Genomic DNA, 19,357 nt, shown 5'->3' with positions numbered 1-19,357 from the left:
ATTAGATGTTAATGCTGGGTATTCATGGCCTAAAGGCCATGCTACAAGATGCCTGTAGTCGGGCGCTTTAGCCCCGAAGCATTAGATGTTAATGCTGGGTATTCATGGCCTAAAGGCCATGCTACAAGATGCCTGTAGTCGGGCGCTTTAGCCCCGAAGCATTAGATGTTAATGCTGGGTATTCATGGCTTAAAGGCCATGCTACAAGATGTCTGTAGTCGGGCGCTTTAGCCCCGCATATCAATATTAAATGCCAGCCATGCTGGTATTTTCATTTATATTTCATTTTCAATATTTACTATCACCAATTTACATTCACCCAAATAGGATTACGCCATGCTTGATTTAAGTCAGTACAAAGGAATCGTTTTTGATATGGATGGCACCATCATCGACTCCATGGGATCTCACGCCACAGCCTGGCAGCAAACTTGTGAAAGCTTTGGCATTCCATACGACAAAGAATATATACATTCTCTTGGTGGTGTACCGACAAGAGAAATTGCCAAATTACTGAATGAAAAGTACGGCCTCAATTGTGATCTAGATAGTGTCGCTAAGAAAAAACGTGACACATGGCTTGCCTTAGATGACAACCTAACATTAATTACCGACACTTTTGATATCATGAAAAAATATCAAGGCAAGCTGAAAATGGCGGTAGGTACAGGCTCTGAACGTACCAATGCTATTCGCATGTTAACGGAAACCGGATTGTTAGAGAGATTAGAAACCGTGGTTACCTCCACGGATGTTACTCATGGTAAACCCCATGGCGAGACTTTTCTGACGGCGGCTAAGAATATGGGGCTCAGTGCACAAGAATGTGTGGTTTTTGAAGACACTAAAATAGGCAAACAAGCGGCAGATAATGCTGGTATGGATTGCATCATGGTGATCAATGGAAAAATTCAGCTACCCGTAGGTTGAACAAGTATTCATCAACAAATACAAATTCAACCAATGAAGTGCAATAAATAAGACCAGTAACCGCATTTTATTGCTTTTTCTGCTTGCTTACAGGCGCGTATTTCCCTAACATACGCACCCGTCTGAAAGTGACGGCAAGTTAAATACTTGAGTAACGCGCGCACCGAGCGCCGATGTTAATGTTTTACACTTTATATCGAAAACGGTGAAGAATTTGGAGAGGTGGCTGAGTGGCTGAAGGCGCACGCCTGGAAAGTGTGTTTAGGGTTAAACCTAACGAGGGTTCGAATCCCTCTCTCTCCGCCAAATAAAAAGAAAGGCCCTAGCGAATTACGCTGGGGCCTTTTTGTTTATGGGGTGTTTAGTAAAGATGGGAAGTCTGGGAAGTGATGATCGAAGTTATCAAAGTCTTGGACAGGCACATAACCTGCGCGGTCATACCCCGCTGATTCCGTATTCATTTGGTCGTTTCTCACTACAGGCGCTGGGGAATTATGCCAGTATCTAAGCCCACGTTTTTTATAAAATCCAACTTTTCAGCAACAAACAATGACCCAGTTAGCAAAAATAATGCATGTTACTTCAGTGTGATTAGTTGGCTAATTTTGGGGTTGAATTTAATGAGTATTGAGTGAAATTAAACAGTAAAAATAAAGAGAATAAAATGTTCGCAGGGTTAGATTTTGGTACCTCTAATTGTTCCATTGGTATAATAGAGCAAAATGAACCTGTTCTTATTCCCCTTGAAGATGGCGAAACCACGATTCCTTCTTGTGTATTTTTAGAGCATGGGGTGATTAAGCCAGAAAAAGTTTCGGAGACAGATTTATTAGCTCGTGTGAAAGCAGAAAAAGCGGCACAAACCCAAAGAGCTAAAAGTGAAACAGACGCGCGGGTTTTTACTGATGCAGAGCTTATCAATATTTTTCGCAAAGTAATCAGAGCTGAAAATCGCGAAGATGCTAAAACTAATCAACGTATGCAAACCGTAATGGAAGCGCTGACGTTAAGCGACGATATTATTATTGGTCGAGAAGCGGAATTAGCGCACATTACCAATCCTGAAAATGGTTTTTACATTAAGTCTCCCAAATCTTTTTTAGGTGCAAAAATCACCAAAGCTCAGCAAGGCATATTTGCATCTGTTATTGAGAAAATGCTGGCGTTTATAAAAGAAGAATCTGAATACATAAAGGGCATAGAACTGGAGAGTGTTGTTATTGGCAGACCTGTTAATTTTCATGGTTTACAAGAAAAAGATGGAAATAGTCAAGCCCTTAGCATTCTCACCTCAGCGGCAAAAAAAGTGGGTTTTAAAAATATTGAATTTTTAATGGAGCCACTTGCCGCAGCCTATGATTATGAAAGACAGTTAAGTCAAGACAAGGTAGTGCTGATAATTGATTTAGGTGGCGGTACAACAGACTGTTCAGTGGTTAAACTAGGACCTAGTTATATCAACAGCGATATTCGAGAGAGCAATATTCTTGGTTGCTCAGGAAAACGGATAGGGGGCATTGATATTGACAACAAACTGGCGCTAATGGGGATTATGCCGCACTTTGGTAAAGATATTATATTGACTAACGACCTGCCAATTCCTCCCACATTATTCAGACAGGCAGTGTGCGTAAATGATGTCGCTGCGCAGCGTGAGTTTAATTCAAATAGAACCGGTGTGGAATTGCAACGATATTGTTATATGTCTTTGGATAATAGAATTGAGCGATTGAAAAAGTTGCGAGACGACAAACTAGGACTCAAATTAAATAAGAGTTCTGAATTAACCAAAATAGCACTTTCAACCAAGCATTTGACCGAGGTTAACCTTGATTATATTGAATCAAATTTACACATCTCAGTTAGCCGAGATCAACTAGGTGATGCTATCAGTGGTGAATTAAAGCAAATTGAGTCTATCGTGAATGAGTCGTTACTGCAGTCAGGCGCTAAACCCGACACCATTTTTGTAACCGGTGGTACTGCAATATCCCCCGTCATTAAACAATGGATAAGTTCTATGTTTCCCGATACTGAGATTGTCATTGGTAACCATTTTGGTAGCGTTACATCAGGTCTAATTACCCATGCCCAACGCATATTTGGGAACTAAAATATGAAATCATGGACAGGTATTTTATAAGATACTAGGAATTATTGGAATCAACCCCCCCGGAAAACCTGCGGGGTCAGATCCCTTTGATTTGGAATGCTGGAAATCAATGGCTCTGACCCCGCTGGTTTCGCAGGTGTGGAAGGGAGGGCGTAATTAAGTAGGAGAGGGGAGTTGGGCATCAGGTAGTGATGCCCCTTTATTTATTTGTTCTTTCTAACCGCAAATGCTTTTTTGTTGATTTCTGAAATCTCAACAAATGCTTCATTGGCCACTAGAACAGACATTGAATAGTGGGCTATTTTCCAAGTGTCACCTTGTTTAGTTACCACACCTGTTCCTCTGAAACGGCCCCATTTTGGTGAGACAATTATCTCATCTAACCAGGCTATATTGCCGCCTTCAGCAAAGTTTATGTGACGTTCAACTGACTTGTAAGTCCAACCTGTACCACCTTTAAAACGCTCTGCTACATAGGCATCCAAAGTCGTTGGGCGAGTCCATCTTTCCCAATCGTCGGTTCCCATGAACACGGCGTTTTGTGTGTATGAACCAAGGTATCCTTCGAGATCCGCTTGGCTAGCAGCGTAATGCAGGCCGTCCATTAGTGTATTAATCGACTCAGTTTCGCTGGTCATCGTTGATTGTTGGGGGTTAGCTAAACTTACATTGGTGATAGACCAAACTATCACCATCATAATGGCAGCAAGTTGCTTCATAACTATTCTCCTGTTAATTGATAGGCAACTGCACTAATGTCAGTGCGGTTGCCCCATGGTTTTGTTACTTCAATCTGCTTATTAAAAGCAGTCGTAACAACCCTAGTTTGCTTAGGCTACCCTTAGTAATTACCGCGGAACGTTAATCCAATCGTACGCGGCGTTACGCGAATAGTAGCTGGTTGATCAAATGGTGGTCTGCCAATGGCGCGAACCACACCATCGTCGTCGAACAGGTTATTTGCAAACAACGACACTTCAAACTCGTCGAAACGTACACCTAAGCGTAAATTGGCAACGGTATAAGCGTCCATTTTACGGTAGTTATCTGCATTTTCGTTGAACTCTGTTGCACGATCACCGGTATATTGCACATTAAAATATGCGAAGCCCATGTAGTTTTGGCTTAACGCGCGCTCATAATCAGCACTCGCATTTAGAGTAGTTTCAGGTACGAATGGAGCTGAGTCACCTTCTAACGCAGATAAGTTAGGTACATCTGCATCCAAGGTACTCTTGATGTAAGCACCGCCTACCGATAGCGTTAATGCTTCAACAGGTCTCATGCTAACTTCAAACTCAATCCCTTGGCTGGTAGCTTCACCCACATTTTCACGGAAACCAAAACCACATTCAAAAGAACGGCTGGTTTGCATATCGCTCCAATCAATGTGGAATACAGTGGTGTTATAGCTAAATTTACCGTCGTTAGAAACGCCCTTTATACCTGCCTCATAGTTCCAAATCTCATCGGGATCGAAGAAACGAGTATCGCCACCTTCACGTTCAACCTGGGCCAATTCTTCAGAACAGACAGATTCAGGGATCGCGCCGTTAATGCCGCCGTAACGGAAACCTTTTGCTGCTTGGGCGTAAACTAACACTTCGTCATTTACACGGTAAGACACATTTAGTTTTGGATTCACACCATCGGTAGTGCTTTCTGGTCGAACATCACCATTTGATTCACCGTTAAACAAACCAGACTGGTAAAACTCGATATTCTGTTTCCAGTTGAAATAACGCAAACCTGCGGTAATAGAGAAGTCGCCTATGTCGTAATAGGCTTCACCAAAAAGAGCATAGGTTTCTACGGTTAGGTCGTCAAAACCGTAATATAAGTGGTCTTCAGGTGCGCCAAAGGCCGAAGACGGTACGCCCAAGATTGCATCCGCTCCTGGAACTGGGAACGTATTTTCATAAAACACATCTTTTTTGTCTGCATAGGCACCCACTGTCCATTGCAATTTATCATCGGTAGTAGAGGCTAAGCGTAGTTCTTGTACCCACACTTCAGAGTCAGTGAAATCGATGAGTTCATGGGGAGTCACTTCTGGCGGAAGTGCGGATTCAAACAATAAATCTAACGAACGACGGTTAATAATGGAGCGGTCAAAATACGAAGTAGAACTGACTAATTCAGCCCACTCTAGGTCATATTTCAATGTTAGGTTAGCAATGTTTACTTCATCATCAAATCCATCGAAAGACGTATAGTTTCTAGTTAAAAACGGCGTAGAGTCAATGTCTTGAGGATAACCATTGTCTGAATAGTTATGGTGAAGTAGGGTTAATTCAGCGCGTAAATTATCCGTTGGGAAATACAATGTGGAGATTTTAGCGCCTTTAGAAATTCCATCGTTGAGGTCTTTTTCACCGGTAACTTCGTTATCGATGTAACCACCGTTGTCCATGTAATATCCACTTGCACGAATGGCCAGTTGGTTTTCGATTACCGGCGCATTGATCAAGCCTTTCACTGAATAATTCTGTGAACCATGGCTAATGGATGATGCAGTGGCTTCATAGCGGCCACCAAATTCGTTTAGATCCGGTTCGTTTGAAACAAGACGTACCGTCCCGGTCATTGAACCCGCTCCAAATAACGTCCCTTGTGGGCCGCGTAGAACTTCGACTCGTTTCAAGTCAAACAGTGCGAACTCTGGATTCATTCCACCCATAGAAATTGGGATCTCATCCATATAGATACCCACGGTTTCTTGGTTTTGGGTATCGTTGTCGTTACCGCCACCATTGGCAACACCACGGATAGATAAACGGGTTCTACCTGGGCCATTTTGGTAAGACGTTAAGCTTGGAACAACCCCTAACAAATCGGTAAAGTCTGCCGCTCCAAGGTTGTCAATTAGCTCGTCGGTTACCACGTTAATGCTAATCGGCACATCATTCATATCTTCTGAACGTTTACGAGAAGTTACTAGAACACGCTCTACTTCTGCATCAGTCGCGCCACTGGCATTGGATTGGGCGTAAAGATTAATGGGTGATAAACAGGTAGCTACGGCGATAGCCACTAGGGTTTTGCTCTTGAATGTTGGAGCAATAGAAAAAGGTGTCGAAGATTTTTGATGTGTCACTTTAGTGAATCCCTTGTTAATACAGTTATTTAATTGATAGTTGGGAAATGCATGTGCGTAGAAATTATTATCTTTAGCTCTATTATTATTCTATTAATGTAAATGGTGAGTTTGTTGAATGTCTCAAATCAATAATTAGCGGATAATTTTTTGTATTAACGGCTAAGTATTTATTGTTCGAGTTGATTAACTATTAGATAAAAATTCACTTGAAAAGTTTATCAGTAAAACGACCTTAAGCAAACCTATCCAAGTACATGAATGTCCTAAGTTTTTTGAAAAAATGTCAAATTGGAAAATATACTTCCCCAGCGGCTTCAAAAGTGAGTTGAATCACTTTACCGGCGCTAAGGTTTAGTCGCTAACTTCCCGTATCGACAAAGAGCAGCTTAGATAATGATGGTTGAGCAACGTTTCAGTTTTTTAAGGTAATTTTGAGAATTGGAACTTGCTCAGTTAACAATTGCCCTTTTACATAGGGATTATCGTGATTTCTCTTAGCAGGCAGTGCAGCGATTTTATCGACAACTTCCATGCCCGCAATCACTCTACCAAATACCGCAAAACCTTGTTTGTCTGGATGGCGCAATCCGCCCGCATCTAAATGCGGGTTATCTTTAATAGAGATAAAAAACTCCGATTGAGCAGAGCCCAAATCACCACGAGCAAAAGACACTGCACCTCTTTTGTGAAGGAGATTGCTCTGAGCTGTTGATTCATGTTGGATAGGCGGTAACGGAGCATCGAATGGGTCATCTAAGGCCGCATTGATTCCTCCCTGTAAAACCGAAATTTTTAGTGGGTGATTATCGTTATGGTGGTCAACGGTGCGATAAAAAGTCAGAGTTTTAAAGTCGCCGCTTTTTATATACGCGATAAAGTTATTGGCACTCACAGGGGCATTAATTACATCCAACTCAATCTGAATGACACCATATTCAGTGGTTAACACCGCAACGGGAAGCTTAGCCTTTTGAGAAGTCGCGCAAGCGCCCAGCAAAAAGATGCAAATGGTGAAGGTTAGAAAATACGAAAAAAGAGATTTAATTTGGTGAGTCATTGATTCAAGTCAGTTTAATAATTTGGCTTAGCTTAACAAACCTATGCAAAGAATAAGGTAAAAAGTGCAGGTGATTATGCAAAAAAGTGAGTAGTAATGAATCTGATATGCATAATTTTCTATCGAAAGGTGGGAGATTTTCAAACCTCGTTGCACTTATACAAAAGATTAGACAATAAAGGCTTCTATAATATTGTTGAATCGGCAAAAAGTTGGTGTGAACCGTGGATCACCAGTTTAATGGAAATTGGTGCTGACAAAGGGCGAATCCAGTCGCATTTTAGTAGTAGAGACGCAGTATGAAAACGCAACATCAAGCAACACTATTTGGTTCTTCAACATTGTTCCGCCTTTGGACGCAGCCCCTATGCGTTGAAATGCGTAAAACCAAACACTTCACATATAACTACAGCTCGATACTCACTCATTTCACTAAAAAGAAACGCCTCTCGAATACCTTTAATAGAGCACAAAGGTGACTCACAAGTAATTGACTATTCAAGCATTTAAATACGTTTTTCTAGATAACAAAAATAAAAAAATGAGAAATAATTATGGATGCCAACCTTCTACACATAACGTTAGAAATAAGCCAAGAAAACACAATTATTGAAAAGGCAGGAAAAGATGCAGACTTCACCAAATTAGTTAAATTAGTGAAAGCCCATATAGTGTTAAGTGAAGAGTTAGGCTCCACAAGTGTTTTTGCCGACAACTTACATCAACTTGAAAAACTGCAATGCAAATTAAAACGATATAAAGCCCCAAACAAACAATGTAATGAATTGAATTGTAAGTAGGGAAGAGGATGAAGAAATTTACTTGCACAAATCACGGCAGCACAAAGCTTGTCGAATTTAAGTACTCAATACAATATGCAGCCAATTAGAACCTTTCGTTCTTTTCAGAAAAGGAACATTCAATGAGAGACTTTTCTCCATCAGATTTGAAAACGATATTGCATAGTAAACGTGCAAATATGTATTATTTAGAATACTGTCGAGTGATGCAAAAAGACGGGCGAGTGTTGTATTTAACTGAGAGTAATAAAGAAAATCAGTATTTTAATATTCCTATTGCGAATACCACCGTTTTGTTACTGGGAAACGGAACCTCTGTCACTCAAGCCGCTATGCGTATGTTAGCTCAATCTGGCGTTTTAGTGGGTTTTGCAGGTGGAGGCGGAACGCCACTTTATATGGCAAATGAAATAGAATGGATGTCTCCACAAAGTGAATATCGCCCAACTGAATATATTCAAGGCTGGATGAGTTTTTGGTTTGACGACGAAAAGCGTTTAAAGGCAGCAAAACATTTTCAAACAGCTCGAATCGAATATTTAACTGACGTATGGAATAAAGACAAGGAACTTAAAGTCGAGGGCTTTAATGTATCTGATGGTAAAATTCAAAGTGCATTACAAACTTTCCAACAACGCACAGGCCAAGCCAATAAATCGTCAGAATTATTGCTAACAGAAGCGCAACTCACCAAAGTGTTATACAAGTTTGCTGCCAATAATACAGGCACCTCAGGCTTCAGCCGCCAGCATCAAGGCTCAACTAAAAATTATACCGACAAAGCAAACGATTTTCTTAACCATGGTAACTATTTAGCATACGGCCTAGCGGCAGTAACATTATGGGTTCTTGGCATTCCACATGGCTTCGCGGTGATGCATGGAAAAACACGTCGGGGGGCTTTAGTTTTTGATATTGCAGATTTGATAAAGGATGCAATAGTTCTTCCATGGGCTTTTATTTGTGCTAAAGAAAACGCTACAGAGCAAGAGTTTCGCCAACAAGTATTACAAAAATTTACGGACCATAAAGCTCTTGATTTTATGTTCGAACAAGTTAAGAGCGTTGCGCTAAACCTGAATCGTCATACTAATCTAAAAGGTGAAGGAAATAGCTAAATATGATGGTGACTTTTGTTAGCCAATGCGAAAAAAACGCCCTTAAAAAAACTAGGCGAGTACTAGATGCATTCGCCAATCGTATTGGCGACAACACCTGGCAAACGCTAATAACTGAAGACGGACTAATAACAGTCAAAAAAATGCTTCGTCAAACTGCGAGTAAAAGTACCGCTGTCAGTTGCCACTGGATACGTTCACGTTCAAGAAGCCAGTTTCTATGGGTTGTAGGGAATAGGTTTAAATTTAATTGTGAGGGAGTGGTGGCGGTTAATTATACCAAGTTAGATCTTGCTCATAAAGAATGGGAAAACGGCTGGGAGTTAAATGAAGCAATAATGTTGGCCTCAAGCCTCGCCGGATTATTTCATGACTTTGGTAAAGCAAATGATTTATTTCAACAAAAGTTAGCCGGCTCTATGCAATCAAAATCTGAACCATATCGTCACGAGTGGGTCTCGTTAAGATTGTTTGAAGCCTTTACTAAAGGTTCAACTGATCAAGAGTGGCTAACAAAACTGGTAGAAATTAATCAGCAATCAAATGCGGCTCATGCTGAAACTGAAATACACAAAATATTATTTAAAGATAACGGCAAACATCAAAACCCGTTTAATTCGTTTTGTGATCATACACAGTTTGGAAAGCTAGTTGCATGGTTAATTGTTTCTCACCATCGTTTACCTTACCCACAAGTTAACTCAGTTAAGTTAGATGAAGCTGAACATTGGCTGACAAAGTGTTTTGACTGTCATTGGAATTCAAAAAATGCAGAAAATTTAGCTGATATAGGGCCATCAGTAATTAATGCCAATTGGCGTTTTGCTCATGGCACGCCACTGTTGAGTAAAGCATGGCAAAACAAAGCAAGTGAAATAGCCAAGCGAGCATTGAGTTACCATAAATTATCTGAAAAAACAGATTGGCTGAATCAGCGTTTTGTTAGCCATTTATCAAGATTGTCGCTTATGTTGGCGGATCATTATTATTCATCTCTTGAGTTAAAAGATTCAAAAATGAAATGGCGAGATGATAGCTATAAAGCTAACGCCAATACGGATAGAAAAACGAATCAGTTAAAACAAAAATTAGATGAACATAATATCGGTGTTGCTCATAACGCTTTTCTTTTTGCTAAAAACTTACCGGCTTTAAAATACACATTACCAGCATTAGCACAACATAGGCTTTTTTCACAAAGTGCGAAAGACCCTAAATATCAATGGCAAAACAAAGCGTTTAAAGCATCAAAAGAATTTGCTAAAGCCAGTGAAAAACAAGGTTTTTTTGGTATTAACATGGCATCAACTGGGTGTGGTAAAACCATGGCCAATGCACGAATTATGTATGCCTTAGCAGACGAACGCGAAGGGTGTCGTTTCTCCGTTGCTTTAGGTTTGCGTACTTTAACGTTACAAACGGGTGATGCTTATCGAGATCTACTTAAATTAGGTGATGATGAACTCGCGGTTTTAATTGGCTCTAATGCCGTTAAATTATTACACCAATTAAATAAAGATGAAGAAATATCAATCAAGCCTGATCATGGCAGTGAATCAGCACAAGATTTTTTTGAGCAATTATATGTCAGTTACGAAGGCCAAATTTACGACGGTCGTTTAAAGCATTGGTTAAAAGGCAATCCTAAATTAGAGCAGTTAATCAGTGCGCCTATTTTGGTTAGTACCATTGACCACTTAATGCCTGCTACAGAAAGTAAACGAGGTGGTAAACAAATTGCGCCCATGTTGCGGTTACTAACATCAGACTTAATTTTAGATGAACCCGATGATTTTGGTTTAGAAGACTTGCCTGCACTATGTCGATTAGTTAACTGGGCAGGTATGTTAGGTTCTCGGGTTTTATTATCATCGGCAACCTTACCTCCTGCACTTATCAGTGCTTTGTACGACGCTTACGTAGCAGGTCGTAAACATTATAACCAAGCTAACTTCCCACATAATAACAATCAAGGTGTTGTTTGCGCTTGGTTTGATGAAAACAAAAGTGAAGTTGAATTAATAAAAAATAAAGAGGACTTCAAACAAAAAAATAATAGATTTGTCGAGTTACGTTTAAAAAAGTTAACGGCTAACAGTAAAGTCTTACGTAAAGGCAAAATCGTTAATATTGAGTTACCTGAGTCCGATAATAGTGGCTCAACAGAGCCAAATGTTGCTGAAAAGAATCAGCAGATTTTTCAAAATGTGGCAGATACCATTCATCAACAAATTTATCAATTACATGACCAACACCATGTAACACATAGTAGCGGCAAAAAAGTATCGATTGGTGTGATTAGAATGGCTAACATTAATTCAATGATTGCTGTCGCTAAAATATTATTAGCTATGTCACCAAGAGCTAACTATAAATTCCATTTTTGTATTTATCATTCACAGTTTCCATTAGCGTTACGCTCTTATAAAGAAACTCGCTTAGATAAAACTTTAACTCGTTATGATGAACAAGCGCTTTGGCAACAACCTGAAATTGCCAACGCATTAAAAGCCGACGGACTTAATAAAACATCGACAGACAATCATGTGTTTATTGTATTAGGCACATCTATAGTGGAAGTTGGGCGCGACCATGATTACGACTGGGCAATTGCAGAGCCTAGCTCACTACGTTCAATTATCCAGTTAGCAGGGCGTATACAGCGGCATAGGCAAGCTCCACCTACGACCGCAAATTTGGTCGTGCTTAACCAAAACATACGCGCATTAAAAGGTGAAAAAGTGGCTTACTGTAAGCCAGGTTTTGAATCCCCTGAGCTTCCACTTAACAGTAAAGATTTGAATGAATTATTAACAACAGAATTAGACAATATTTCAGCAATACCAAGAATTGTTGAACCTCATATGAGCCAAGGTGATTTTGCTAAAGCTCCGATAGAAAGTCATAAAAAAGAAGCTGCTAATGCAATTAAGTCGTTTGCAATTCAAGAGCATAGATCATTAAGGGTCACATTGGATGTTATTGGGGAAGAGAAAAAAGATTTGTTTTACAACTCAGATAAACCTGCATCTCTTTGGTGGAATGAAGACTCTGCAATTGATTGGAGTGCGGAATTTATTCGTCAAACCGAATTTAGAAAATCTCAAGCTCAAGAAGAGTTTATTTTACGGTTAGAAGAAGGCGAAACTTTAACGTGGAGTCAAATTGACGATACTCGTTATCCGCATGAGTATAAGGCGCAAAGCAATCGCTTTATTGATGAAAATAAAACGATTGAATTGGCCCAAGGGAATCATTGGTGGTTTAACTTAAGCGTTGAAGAAACCTACCAAATTTTTGCAGATAAATTAGATGAAAGCTTGCAACAGGTAAGTGAAACCTTTGGTGTGATTGGTTTAAGGGAGCCGAGTAAAGAGCAGGATCAAGAATTAAATTGGCACTGGCATGAACAGCTAGGTGTTTTTGATATTAAGTAAAAGGAAAAACGATGGAAGCAACATTAACTCAAGCGTTAGCTGATTATATAGAGCAGCGCAAACAAGCTAAGTTGGAACCTTTTCAAAAAGCACTAAATAGAGTGTTAGAAAAAAGTGAAAACGAAATAGAAATAACGACCGCTAAAGCTGAATATGCAGAAAAATCGGCTCCTATTGAAGAAAATTATAAACCTGTGGTGTGGCTAACTGATGCAGCTAGGCGAGCAAAGCAAATCAGTTTAGCAACCCATGCGGCAAAATTTACTCATAGTGATGCTAAAGCTAGTAGTATCTTAGTAAGCCAGCCATATACAGATACTCAAACGGTAAATAACCGATACCTTGTTACAGCAAGCTTAACAAATAAAGCAATTGATGCTGTAGGTAACGCAGCTGCATTAGATGTAGCTAAGCTGCTAAACATAACGGTAAATGGTGAAAGCCTAATCGCGCAATTGCAACAAAACCATGCTCAAGCGTTAAGTACTTTTACTGATAATGCCGAATTATACCAAACTTGGGTAGATGGTTTTAAGTTAGCGCTGGGTGATGAAAAGTTAAGCTCACATAATTTAAGTAAACAGCTTTATTTTCCAATTAAGTCGGAAAGTAATGACCTTAGGTATCATTTATTATGCCCGCTATTTTCATCGGCACTGGCGCATAATTTACATAAAAAAGTCACAGAGACACGTTTTGGTGATTCTAAATCTATTCGTGATGCCCGCAGAACTTATAAGTACGATGAAAGAATGGATATCAGTTTTCCAAATACAGCCGTACAAACCTTTGGCGGCTCAAAACCACAAAATATTTCACAGTTAAATAGTGAGCGTTATGGTCAGAACTTTTTATTAAATGCAGCACCACCTACATTCACAGCACAGGTTAAACCACCAATAAATAATACCAGCTTATTTAACCGGCAACTGACATACAAAGTATCGGGTTACTTACGTGACTTTAAAGCCTTTTTAAGTAAATTAAAGCCTGAAGACAATAACTTTAAAGTCCGTTACAAGCGTGATTATCACTTTATTTTACCCATACTCGATCAACTAATGATTCACGCGGCCAATATTCAATCATTACCAGCAGGTTGGGCAAGTGAATCACATTGCCAACTAAAACACGCTCATGCTTTTTGGCTTGATGTTTATAACCCCACAGAAAGCTTCCAGCGTGAACGTGAAAAGCTTGACTGGCAAGCTGTGATAGCGGCTGATTTTGCCAGTTGGTTAATTAAACAATTAAAAAATGATGAAAAATATCGCTTGGGTGATATCGAACATGCTTATTTTTCTAAAGTTTGTTTGCATCAGTTAAAACGTTTTGAACACAACACACCAAAATTAGCGGAGGCGTAACCATGAGCCAATATTTATTACTTAAAAAAGTATCGGTACAAAATGCCAATGCCATTGCGGGTTTAACTTATGGTTTTCCTGCCATCACTAATTTTTTGGGTTTTGCTCATGCATTATCACGTAAATTACCTGAAACGTTAGCCGTTAATTTAGGCGGTGTTGCCGTAATTAGTCATAAAAATACGGTACACGCAAGGCAACCTAAAGGTTGGGGCGACTATGTTTTTGCATTGTCCCGTAACCCTAATTACTTGAAAGGTGTGGATGTCTTTGATGCGAAAACAAAACTGTTAAAAGCTGCCTCAACAAACGAAGAAGGGCGCATGCATATGCAAGTATCCTTGTTGATTGAAGTAAATGGTTTGATTGCGGGTGATACAGAAACCGCAGAACAATTAATTGAACATGTAAAACAAAAAGTACCAGTGTTACGTTTAGCAGGCGGTCAAATTACGCATATAGAAAGTATTGAGTTAACCCCGTTAAATGAAGAACAAAAAACATTACGAAAATTAATGCCAGGTTTTGCCTTAATTGATCGTAGTAATTATTTAGCTGAGCATTTTCAACAGCAAAAAGCGATAGATGATAACACTTGTTTATTTGATGCATGGTGTGATTTTGCCCAGCTTAAATTTAAAGCTGAAAAAATAACAAGTGAAGATGAGCAAGAAATCGAAGCTATTGAAAGCGCAAATCAAAAAGCCAATTGGCGTTATGTAAAAAAACCTCAAAGTGGCTATTTAGTGCCAATTAATACGGGCTATTGTGCAATTTCTCCAATTTATGAAGCTGGCGAAGTAAACAATGTAAGAGATTCAACGGTGCCTACTGTCTTTGCTGAAAGTGCTTATAGCGTAGGTGAATGGAAAAGCGTACATAACATAAAACATATTGAAAACACATTCTGGCGTTATGAACATCAATATCCTTGGTATGTCGCTAAAACAACCCCTTTCGAAGATGAAGTGATTGAACCTGATAATTTTGATCATGATGAAGCAATGAACTTTTAAAAACGTTTAATAAAAAATTAATAAAAATATTTTATCAATGGAGTAATAAAAATGGCCGAAATTAAATTAAAAACACCATCAGTATTAGCATTTGAAGCTAAGTTAGTACCATCAGATGCACTCATGTTTGCAGGCAATTGGGAACAGCAAGAATGGCAACCAATACAAGTGGGCGAAAAAGCAGTACGTGGTACAATTTCAAATCGTTTAAAAGCGGCAACAGCAAATGATCCAACAAAGTTAGATGCAGAAGTATCTAAAGCCAATTTACAAACAGTTGACATTGCTGCATTAACGCATAAAACAGACACCTTAAAAGTTGTTTTTACCTTACGGGTCTTAAGCGATTTAGTAACTCCGTCAACTTGTAATAACCCTGATTATCAAGCTGAACTGGCTAAAAAAATAACGCAATATCAAACTGATGTAAGTTTTGAAGAGTTATCAAAACGTTATGCTTTTAATATTGCTAGTGCTCGTTTCTTATGGCGCAATCGTGTAGGTGCTGAAAACGTAAAAGTTGTTGTAACAGTGGCAAATGAAACCATTGAATTTAATAGCCAAGAGTATTCATTACGTGAATTTTCAAGTGATGCAAAAATTACACAACTTGCACAATTTATTCAACAGGGCATAACCGATAATCATGTACTTATAAAAGTTGAAGCTTATAGCCAATTAGGCGAAGGCCAAGCTGTGTATCCATCGCAAGAATTAGTGATGGGTGGGGGGAAAGGCGATAAAAGTAAATTTTTATATCAACTTGATGGACAGGCCGCAATGCATTCTCAAAAAATTGGTAATGCCTTACGCACAATCGATACTTGGCATCCATCTGTTGACGAAGTAGGTCCTATTGCAGTTGAACCTTATGGTTCAGTAACAAACCGTGGTGCAGCGTATCGTCAACCAAAAGAAAAAACAGACTTTTATAATTTACTTGATGCTTGGATGATTAAAGGCAAAGAGCCAGCGATTGAACAACAACACTATATTATGGCGATGTTAATACGTGGTGGCGTATTTGGGGAATAAACTAATATGAAACACTATATCGATATCACCATTTTACCGAGTGACGATATTGGTGTTCATTTTTTGTGGTCTAAGCTAATGATGCAAGTCCATTTAGCTTTAGTTGAAATACAAGACAGTAATAAGCAAGTGCCTATTGCCGTGAGTTTTCCTAACTACAGAATGAACACCGACAAACCGGGCTTTTTAGGTAATAAATTGCGTTTGTTTTCTGTAAATAAAGCAGATTTAGAACGATTAAATATTCATAAATGGTTAAGCCGTTTAACGGATTACCTGCATATTAAAAATATTGCGGATGTTCCGGCTGATGTAGGTTCATTTGAAAGCTTTAATCGTCGTCAAAAAGCTGGGAATCCAGATAAACATATTCGGCGAAGAATGAAACGGCATAATGAAACATTTGAGCAGGCGAGTTTGTACTTTTCTGGTTATAAAATGTCAGAAGAAGATAAAGCCTTGCCATTTATAAAAATGAAAAGTCTTACAAGTAATGATGATTTTAATATGAGTATTGTTAGAAAAACGGTAGGACCAAATAATGCTCCATTAAAGTTTAATACTTATGGCTTTAGTGGTAATTCATCCTTACCTAAGTTTTAACCATTAAAGTTTGCTCTTTAAAAAACTGAAAATAAATCAGTAAGTTACAAAGTGTGGTGAAATAGAAGGTAAAAATTCAAATTTTTACCTAACTACATGTTGTAACTTATTTTTACATTATTATTCTATAGTTAGCTGCCGCACAGGCAGCTTAGAAACAAATCAAAAGTAATCCGCACATCTGGCAATCGTTAGCTGCCGCACAGGCAGCTTAGAAAACTCTGTAACGTCCATAATCTTACTCAATCTTGTTAGCTGCCGCACAGGCAGCTTAGAAATTCTATAACCCAATATTGCAAAACAACAGATAGTTAGCTGCCGCACAGGCAGCTTAGAAATTACCCAAGTGAGCTTGTTTTGCAATTAGAACGTTAGCTGCCGCACAGGCAGCTTAGAAATTGATATGTAGTGCTGCGTAATTTCCACCTGTGTTAGCTGCCGCACAGGCAGCTTAGAAAGTCTAAGTTAGTCGCGCCTGAGTCCAGATAAGGTTAGCTGCCGCACAGGCAGCTTAGAAACTTACGCGCAAGCACATTTTTAACTAGGGTCTGTTAGCTGCCGCACAGGCAGCTTAGAAAAAGGATTACAACTGGAGATGGACTAATGACAAGTTAGCTGCCGCACAGGCAGCTTAGAAAGGTTGCAGATGTTAAAAAGAGTGGCAACGGTAGTTAGCTGCCGCACAGGCAGCTTAGAAAACCAAGAGCAAAACAAATAATGTTACACCCTGGTTAGCTGCCGCACAGGCAGCTTAGAAAGTCTTTACATCTGTATGTTGATGTGGGTTGAAGTTAGCTGCCGCACAGGCAGCTTAGAAACGAAAACGAAAAAGCAACGGCCACAATTCAAATGTTAGCTGCCGCACAGGCAGCTTAGAAAGTTCTCAACACACCACAATGAATAAAACTTTTGTTAGCTGCCGCACAGGCAGCTTAGAAAACAAAGAACAGACGGAAAACCATTGGGAGATAGTTAGCTGCCGCACAGGCAGCTTAGAAAGTCACGGGTAAAGGTGGCGGAATTGTTGACATGTTAGCTGCCGCACAGGCAGCTTAGAAATCGCTTATCGCGGGGCTTTTTCCTTTCTTGCCGTTAGCTGCCGCACAGGCAGCTTAGAAATGCTCCTGGGCTAAGCATTGCGCCCCCAAGTGGTTAGCTGCCGCACAGGCAGCTTAGAAATAGAGCGCACATTTCATTATTCGCTAATGTGTGTTAGCTGCCGCACAGGCAGCTTAGAAACACATAATTGCAGGACTGTAACTCGTCAATACGTTAGCTGCCGCACAGGCAGCTTAGAAAAATAACGCTTTGTCCGTCTAACATACCATCAAGTTAGCTGCCGCACAGGCAGCTTAGAAAAACTCAAGAAATACAAGTTTCCGTCACGGGTAGTTAGCTGCCGCACAGGCAGCTTAGAAACTCAGTCCACACAGTACACCAATCTTTTAGAAGTTAGCTGCCGCACAGGCAGCTTAGAAATCTTTAATATCAACCAACTCAGATATAAACGTGTTAGCTGCCGCACAGGCAGCTTAGAAACTGAAGTAATTCAATGCGTTTATTGTCGATGAGTTAGCTGCCGCACAGGCAGCTTAGAAAACAACTTTCAAACTAAGTGGTCTTACCAGTAAGTTAGCTGCCGCACAGGCAGCTTAGAAAATTTGGAAGCAACCCTATAATCAGCATGTCATGTTAGCTGCCGCACAGGCAGCTTAGAAATTAAAATCTATATAGCCTTTAAACGAGCTGTAGTTAGCTGCCGCACAGGCAGCTTAGAAAAAACATATCAAGCCTTTCATTAAGCATCTTTTGTTAGCTGCCGCACAGGCAGCTTAGAAAGTTTTCAATGCCAGATGCTGACAAATCCATATGTTAGCTGCCGCACAGGCAGCTTAGAAAAGACATACCGACCAAGCGGGACTTGGAATTAAGTTAGCTGCCGCACAGGCAGCTTAGAAAATTATGCCCCGTGTAGAAAGTTAGATCTATAGGTTAGCTGCCGCACAGGCAGCTTAGAAAAGTAGACCAGCGGATTTAGTGCGCGACCATATGTTAGCTGCCGCACAGGCAGCTTAGAAAAGATGATGCAGGTAGATCAATTTCAGCTAGACGTTAGCTGCCGCACAGGCAGCTTAGAAACCTACTATTTTTCGTTTAACCCCGCTTAGATGGTTAGCTGCCGCACAGGCAGCTTAGAAAGACAAATCAACACCTAGCGTTGCAGTTGCTACGTTAGCTGCCGCACAGGCAGCTTAGAAAACCTTTATCATTTGGTTAACTTGCTCTAACAAGTTAGCTGCCGCACAGGCAGCTTAGAAAACTATGAGATTCAAACCCGACTCAGATAGTGAGTTAGCTGCCGCACAGGCAGCTTAGAAATAGTATTAGTGCTGTGTCAGTGTTTGAGATGTGTTAGCTGCCGCACAGGCAGCTTAGAAAGCAACCCCACAAAATACCCCGTCAACCAACTCGTTAGCTGCCGCACAGGCAGCTTAGAAAAAAAGTAGTTAACTTGTCCGATGAAACCGAGTGTTAGCTGCCGCACAGGCAGCTTAGAAACGCTTGTTGTGTCGGGTTTTGCTGATTACTTCGTTAGCTGCCGCACAGGCAGCTTAGAAATGTATAGAAAGTCAAATCTATTGAGTGATCATGTTAGCTGCCGCACAGGCAGCTTAGAAATAAATAATATTATTTTAATTAATTTAGATAAAGTTAGCTGCCGCACAGGCAGCTTAGAAAATCCCGACGACAAATCATTAATCGTTAGGAATGTTAGCTGCC

At 39.9% G+C, this 19,357-nt stretch carries 12 protein-coding genes, 1 tRNA gene and 1 CRISPR repeat array (1 of these 14 running past the window's edge); of the genes, 10 read left to right on the top strand and 3 right to left on the bottom strand.

Annotated elements, in window-relative coordinates; genetic code table 11:
- Window positions 1–336 precede the first annotated feature (336 nt).
- The 3 genes from AB6T38_RS15825 to yegD all read left to right on the top strand — a co-directional run bounded on the left by AB6T38_RS15825 (window position 337) and on the right by yegD (window position 3,043).
- On the top strand, window positions 337–930 hold the full coding sequence (locus AB6T38_RS15825) for a beta-phosphoglucomutase family hydrolase (RefSeq protein WP_372548225.1): 594 nt from the start codon (window positions 337–339) through the stop codon (window positions 928–930).
- Window positions 931–1,146: 216 nt separating this feature from the next.
- Window positions 1,147–1,236: transfer RNA gene (locus AB6T38_RS15820), tRNA-Ser, on the top strand.
- Window positions 1,237–1,561: 325 nt separating this feature from the next.
- Window positions 1,562–3,043: a molecular chaperone gene (gene yegD / locus AB6T38_RS15815; protein WP_372548224.1), complete on the top strand. Its 1,482-nt coding sequence runs from the start codon at window positions 1,562–1,564 to the stop codon at window positions 3,041–3,043.
- 203 nt (window positions 3,044–3,246) lie between these two features.
- Here the strand turns inward: yegD and AB6T38_RS15810 are convergent, their stop codons facing one another.
- The 3 genes from AB6T38_RS15810 to AB6T38_RS15800 form a co-directional block, all read right to left on the bottom strand.
- Window positions 3,247–3,762 carry a nuclear transport factor 2 family protein gene (locus tag AB6T38_RS15810; protein ID WP_372548223.1) on the bottom strand — a complete coding sequence of 172 codons (516 nt, stop codon included), beginning with the start codon at window positions 3,760–3,762 and terminating at the stop codon, window positions 3,247–3,249.
- A gap of 122 nt (window positions 3,763–3,884) precedes the next feature.
- Window positions 3,885–6,140 (bottom strand): TonB-dependent receptor, encoded by a 2,256-nt coding sequence (locus AB6T38_RS15805; protein WP_372548222.1) that lies wholly within the window; start codon window positions 6,138–6,140, stop codon window positions 3,885–3,887.
- Window positions 6,141–6,555: 415 nt separating this feature from the next.
- On the bottom strand, window positions 6,556–7,200 hold the full coding sequence (locus tag AB6T38_RS15800; RefSeq protein ID WP_372548221.1) for a peptidylprolyl isomerase: 645 nt from the start codon (window positions 7,198–7,200) through the stop codon (window positions 6,556–6,558).
- Between the two features lie 554 nt (window positions 7,201–7,754).
- Between AB6T38_RS15800 and AB6T38_RS15795 the strand changes: the two genes are divergently transcribed.
- From AB6T38_RS15795 to cas6f, 7 genes are all read left to right on the top strand, one after another.
- Complete coding sequence (locus tag AB6T38_RS15795) at window positions 7,755–8,000, top strand: hypothetical protein (protein WP_372548220.1); 246 nt, start codon at window positions 7,755–7,757, stop codon at window positions 7,998–8,000.
- Window positions 8,001–8,122: 122 nt separating this feature from the next.
- Window positions 8,123–9,118: a type I-F CRISPR-associated endonuclease Cas1f gene (gene cas1f, locus AB6T38_RS15790; protein WP_372548219.1), complete on the top strand. Its 996-nt coding sequence runs from the start codon at window positions 8,123–8,125 to the stop codon at window positions 9,116–9,118.
- Window positions 9,119–9,120: 2 nt separating this feature from the next.
- Entirely contained in the window at window positions 9,121–12,555 is a 3,435-nt protein-coding gene (cas3f, locus tag AB6T38_RS15785; RefSeq protein WP_372548218.1) for a type I-F CRISPR-associated helicase Cas3f, read from the top strand.
- An 11-nt stretch (window positions 12,556–12,566) separates the two neighbouring features.
- Complete coding sequence (csy1, locus tag AB6T38_RS15780) at window positions 12,567–13,922, top strand: type I-F CRISPR-associated protein Csy1 (protein ID WP_372548217.1); 1,356 nt, start codon at window positions 12,567–12,569, stop codon at window positions 13,920–13,922.
- A 2-nt stretch (window positions 13,923–13,924) separates the two neighbouring features.
- On the top strand, window positions 13,925–14,938 hold the full coding sequence (csy2, locus tag AB6T38_RS15775) for a type I-F CRISPR-associated protein Csy2 (RefSeq protein ID WP_372548216.1): 1,014 nt from the start codon (window positions 13,925–13,927) through the stop codon (window positions 14,936–14,938).
- Window positions 14,939–14,989: 51 nt separating this feature from the next.
- Window positions 14,990–15,973: a type I-F CRISPR-associated protein Csy3 gene (gene csy3 / locus AB6T38_RS15770; protein ID WP_372548215.1), complete on the top strand. Its 984-nt coding sequence runs from the start codon at window positions 14,990–14,992 to the stop codon at window positions 15,971–15,973.
- 6 nt (window positions 15,974–15,979) lie between these two features.
- Complete coding sequence (cas6f, locus tag AB6T38_RS15765; RefSeq protein WP_372548214.1) at window positions 15,980–16,576, top strand: type I-F CRISPR-associated endoribonuclease Cas6/Csy4; 597 nt, start codon at window positions 15,980–15,982, stop codon at window positions 16,574–16,576.
- A gap of 130 nt (window positions 16,577–16,706) precedes the next feature.
- A CRISPR array of direct repeats spans window positions 16,707–19,357; the repeat unit is 28 nt; unit sequence GTTAGCTGCCGCACAGGCAGCTTAGAAA; it runs 1,638 nt beyond the window's last position.

Origin of the sequence: Aliiglaciecola sp. SL4 (assembly GCF_041538045.1) — a bacterium.
Classification (GTDB): domain Bacteria; phylum Pseudomonadota; class Gammaproteobacteria; order Enterobacterales; family Alteromonadaceae; genus Aliiglaciecola.
The sequence above is the reverse complement of the archived record's forward strand: the minus strand, read 5'-3'. Positions and strand labels throughout refer to the sequence as shown.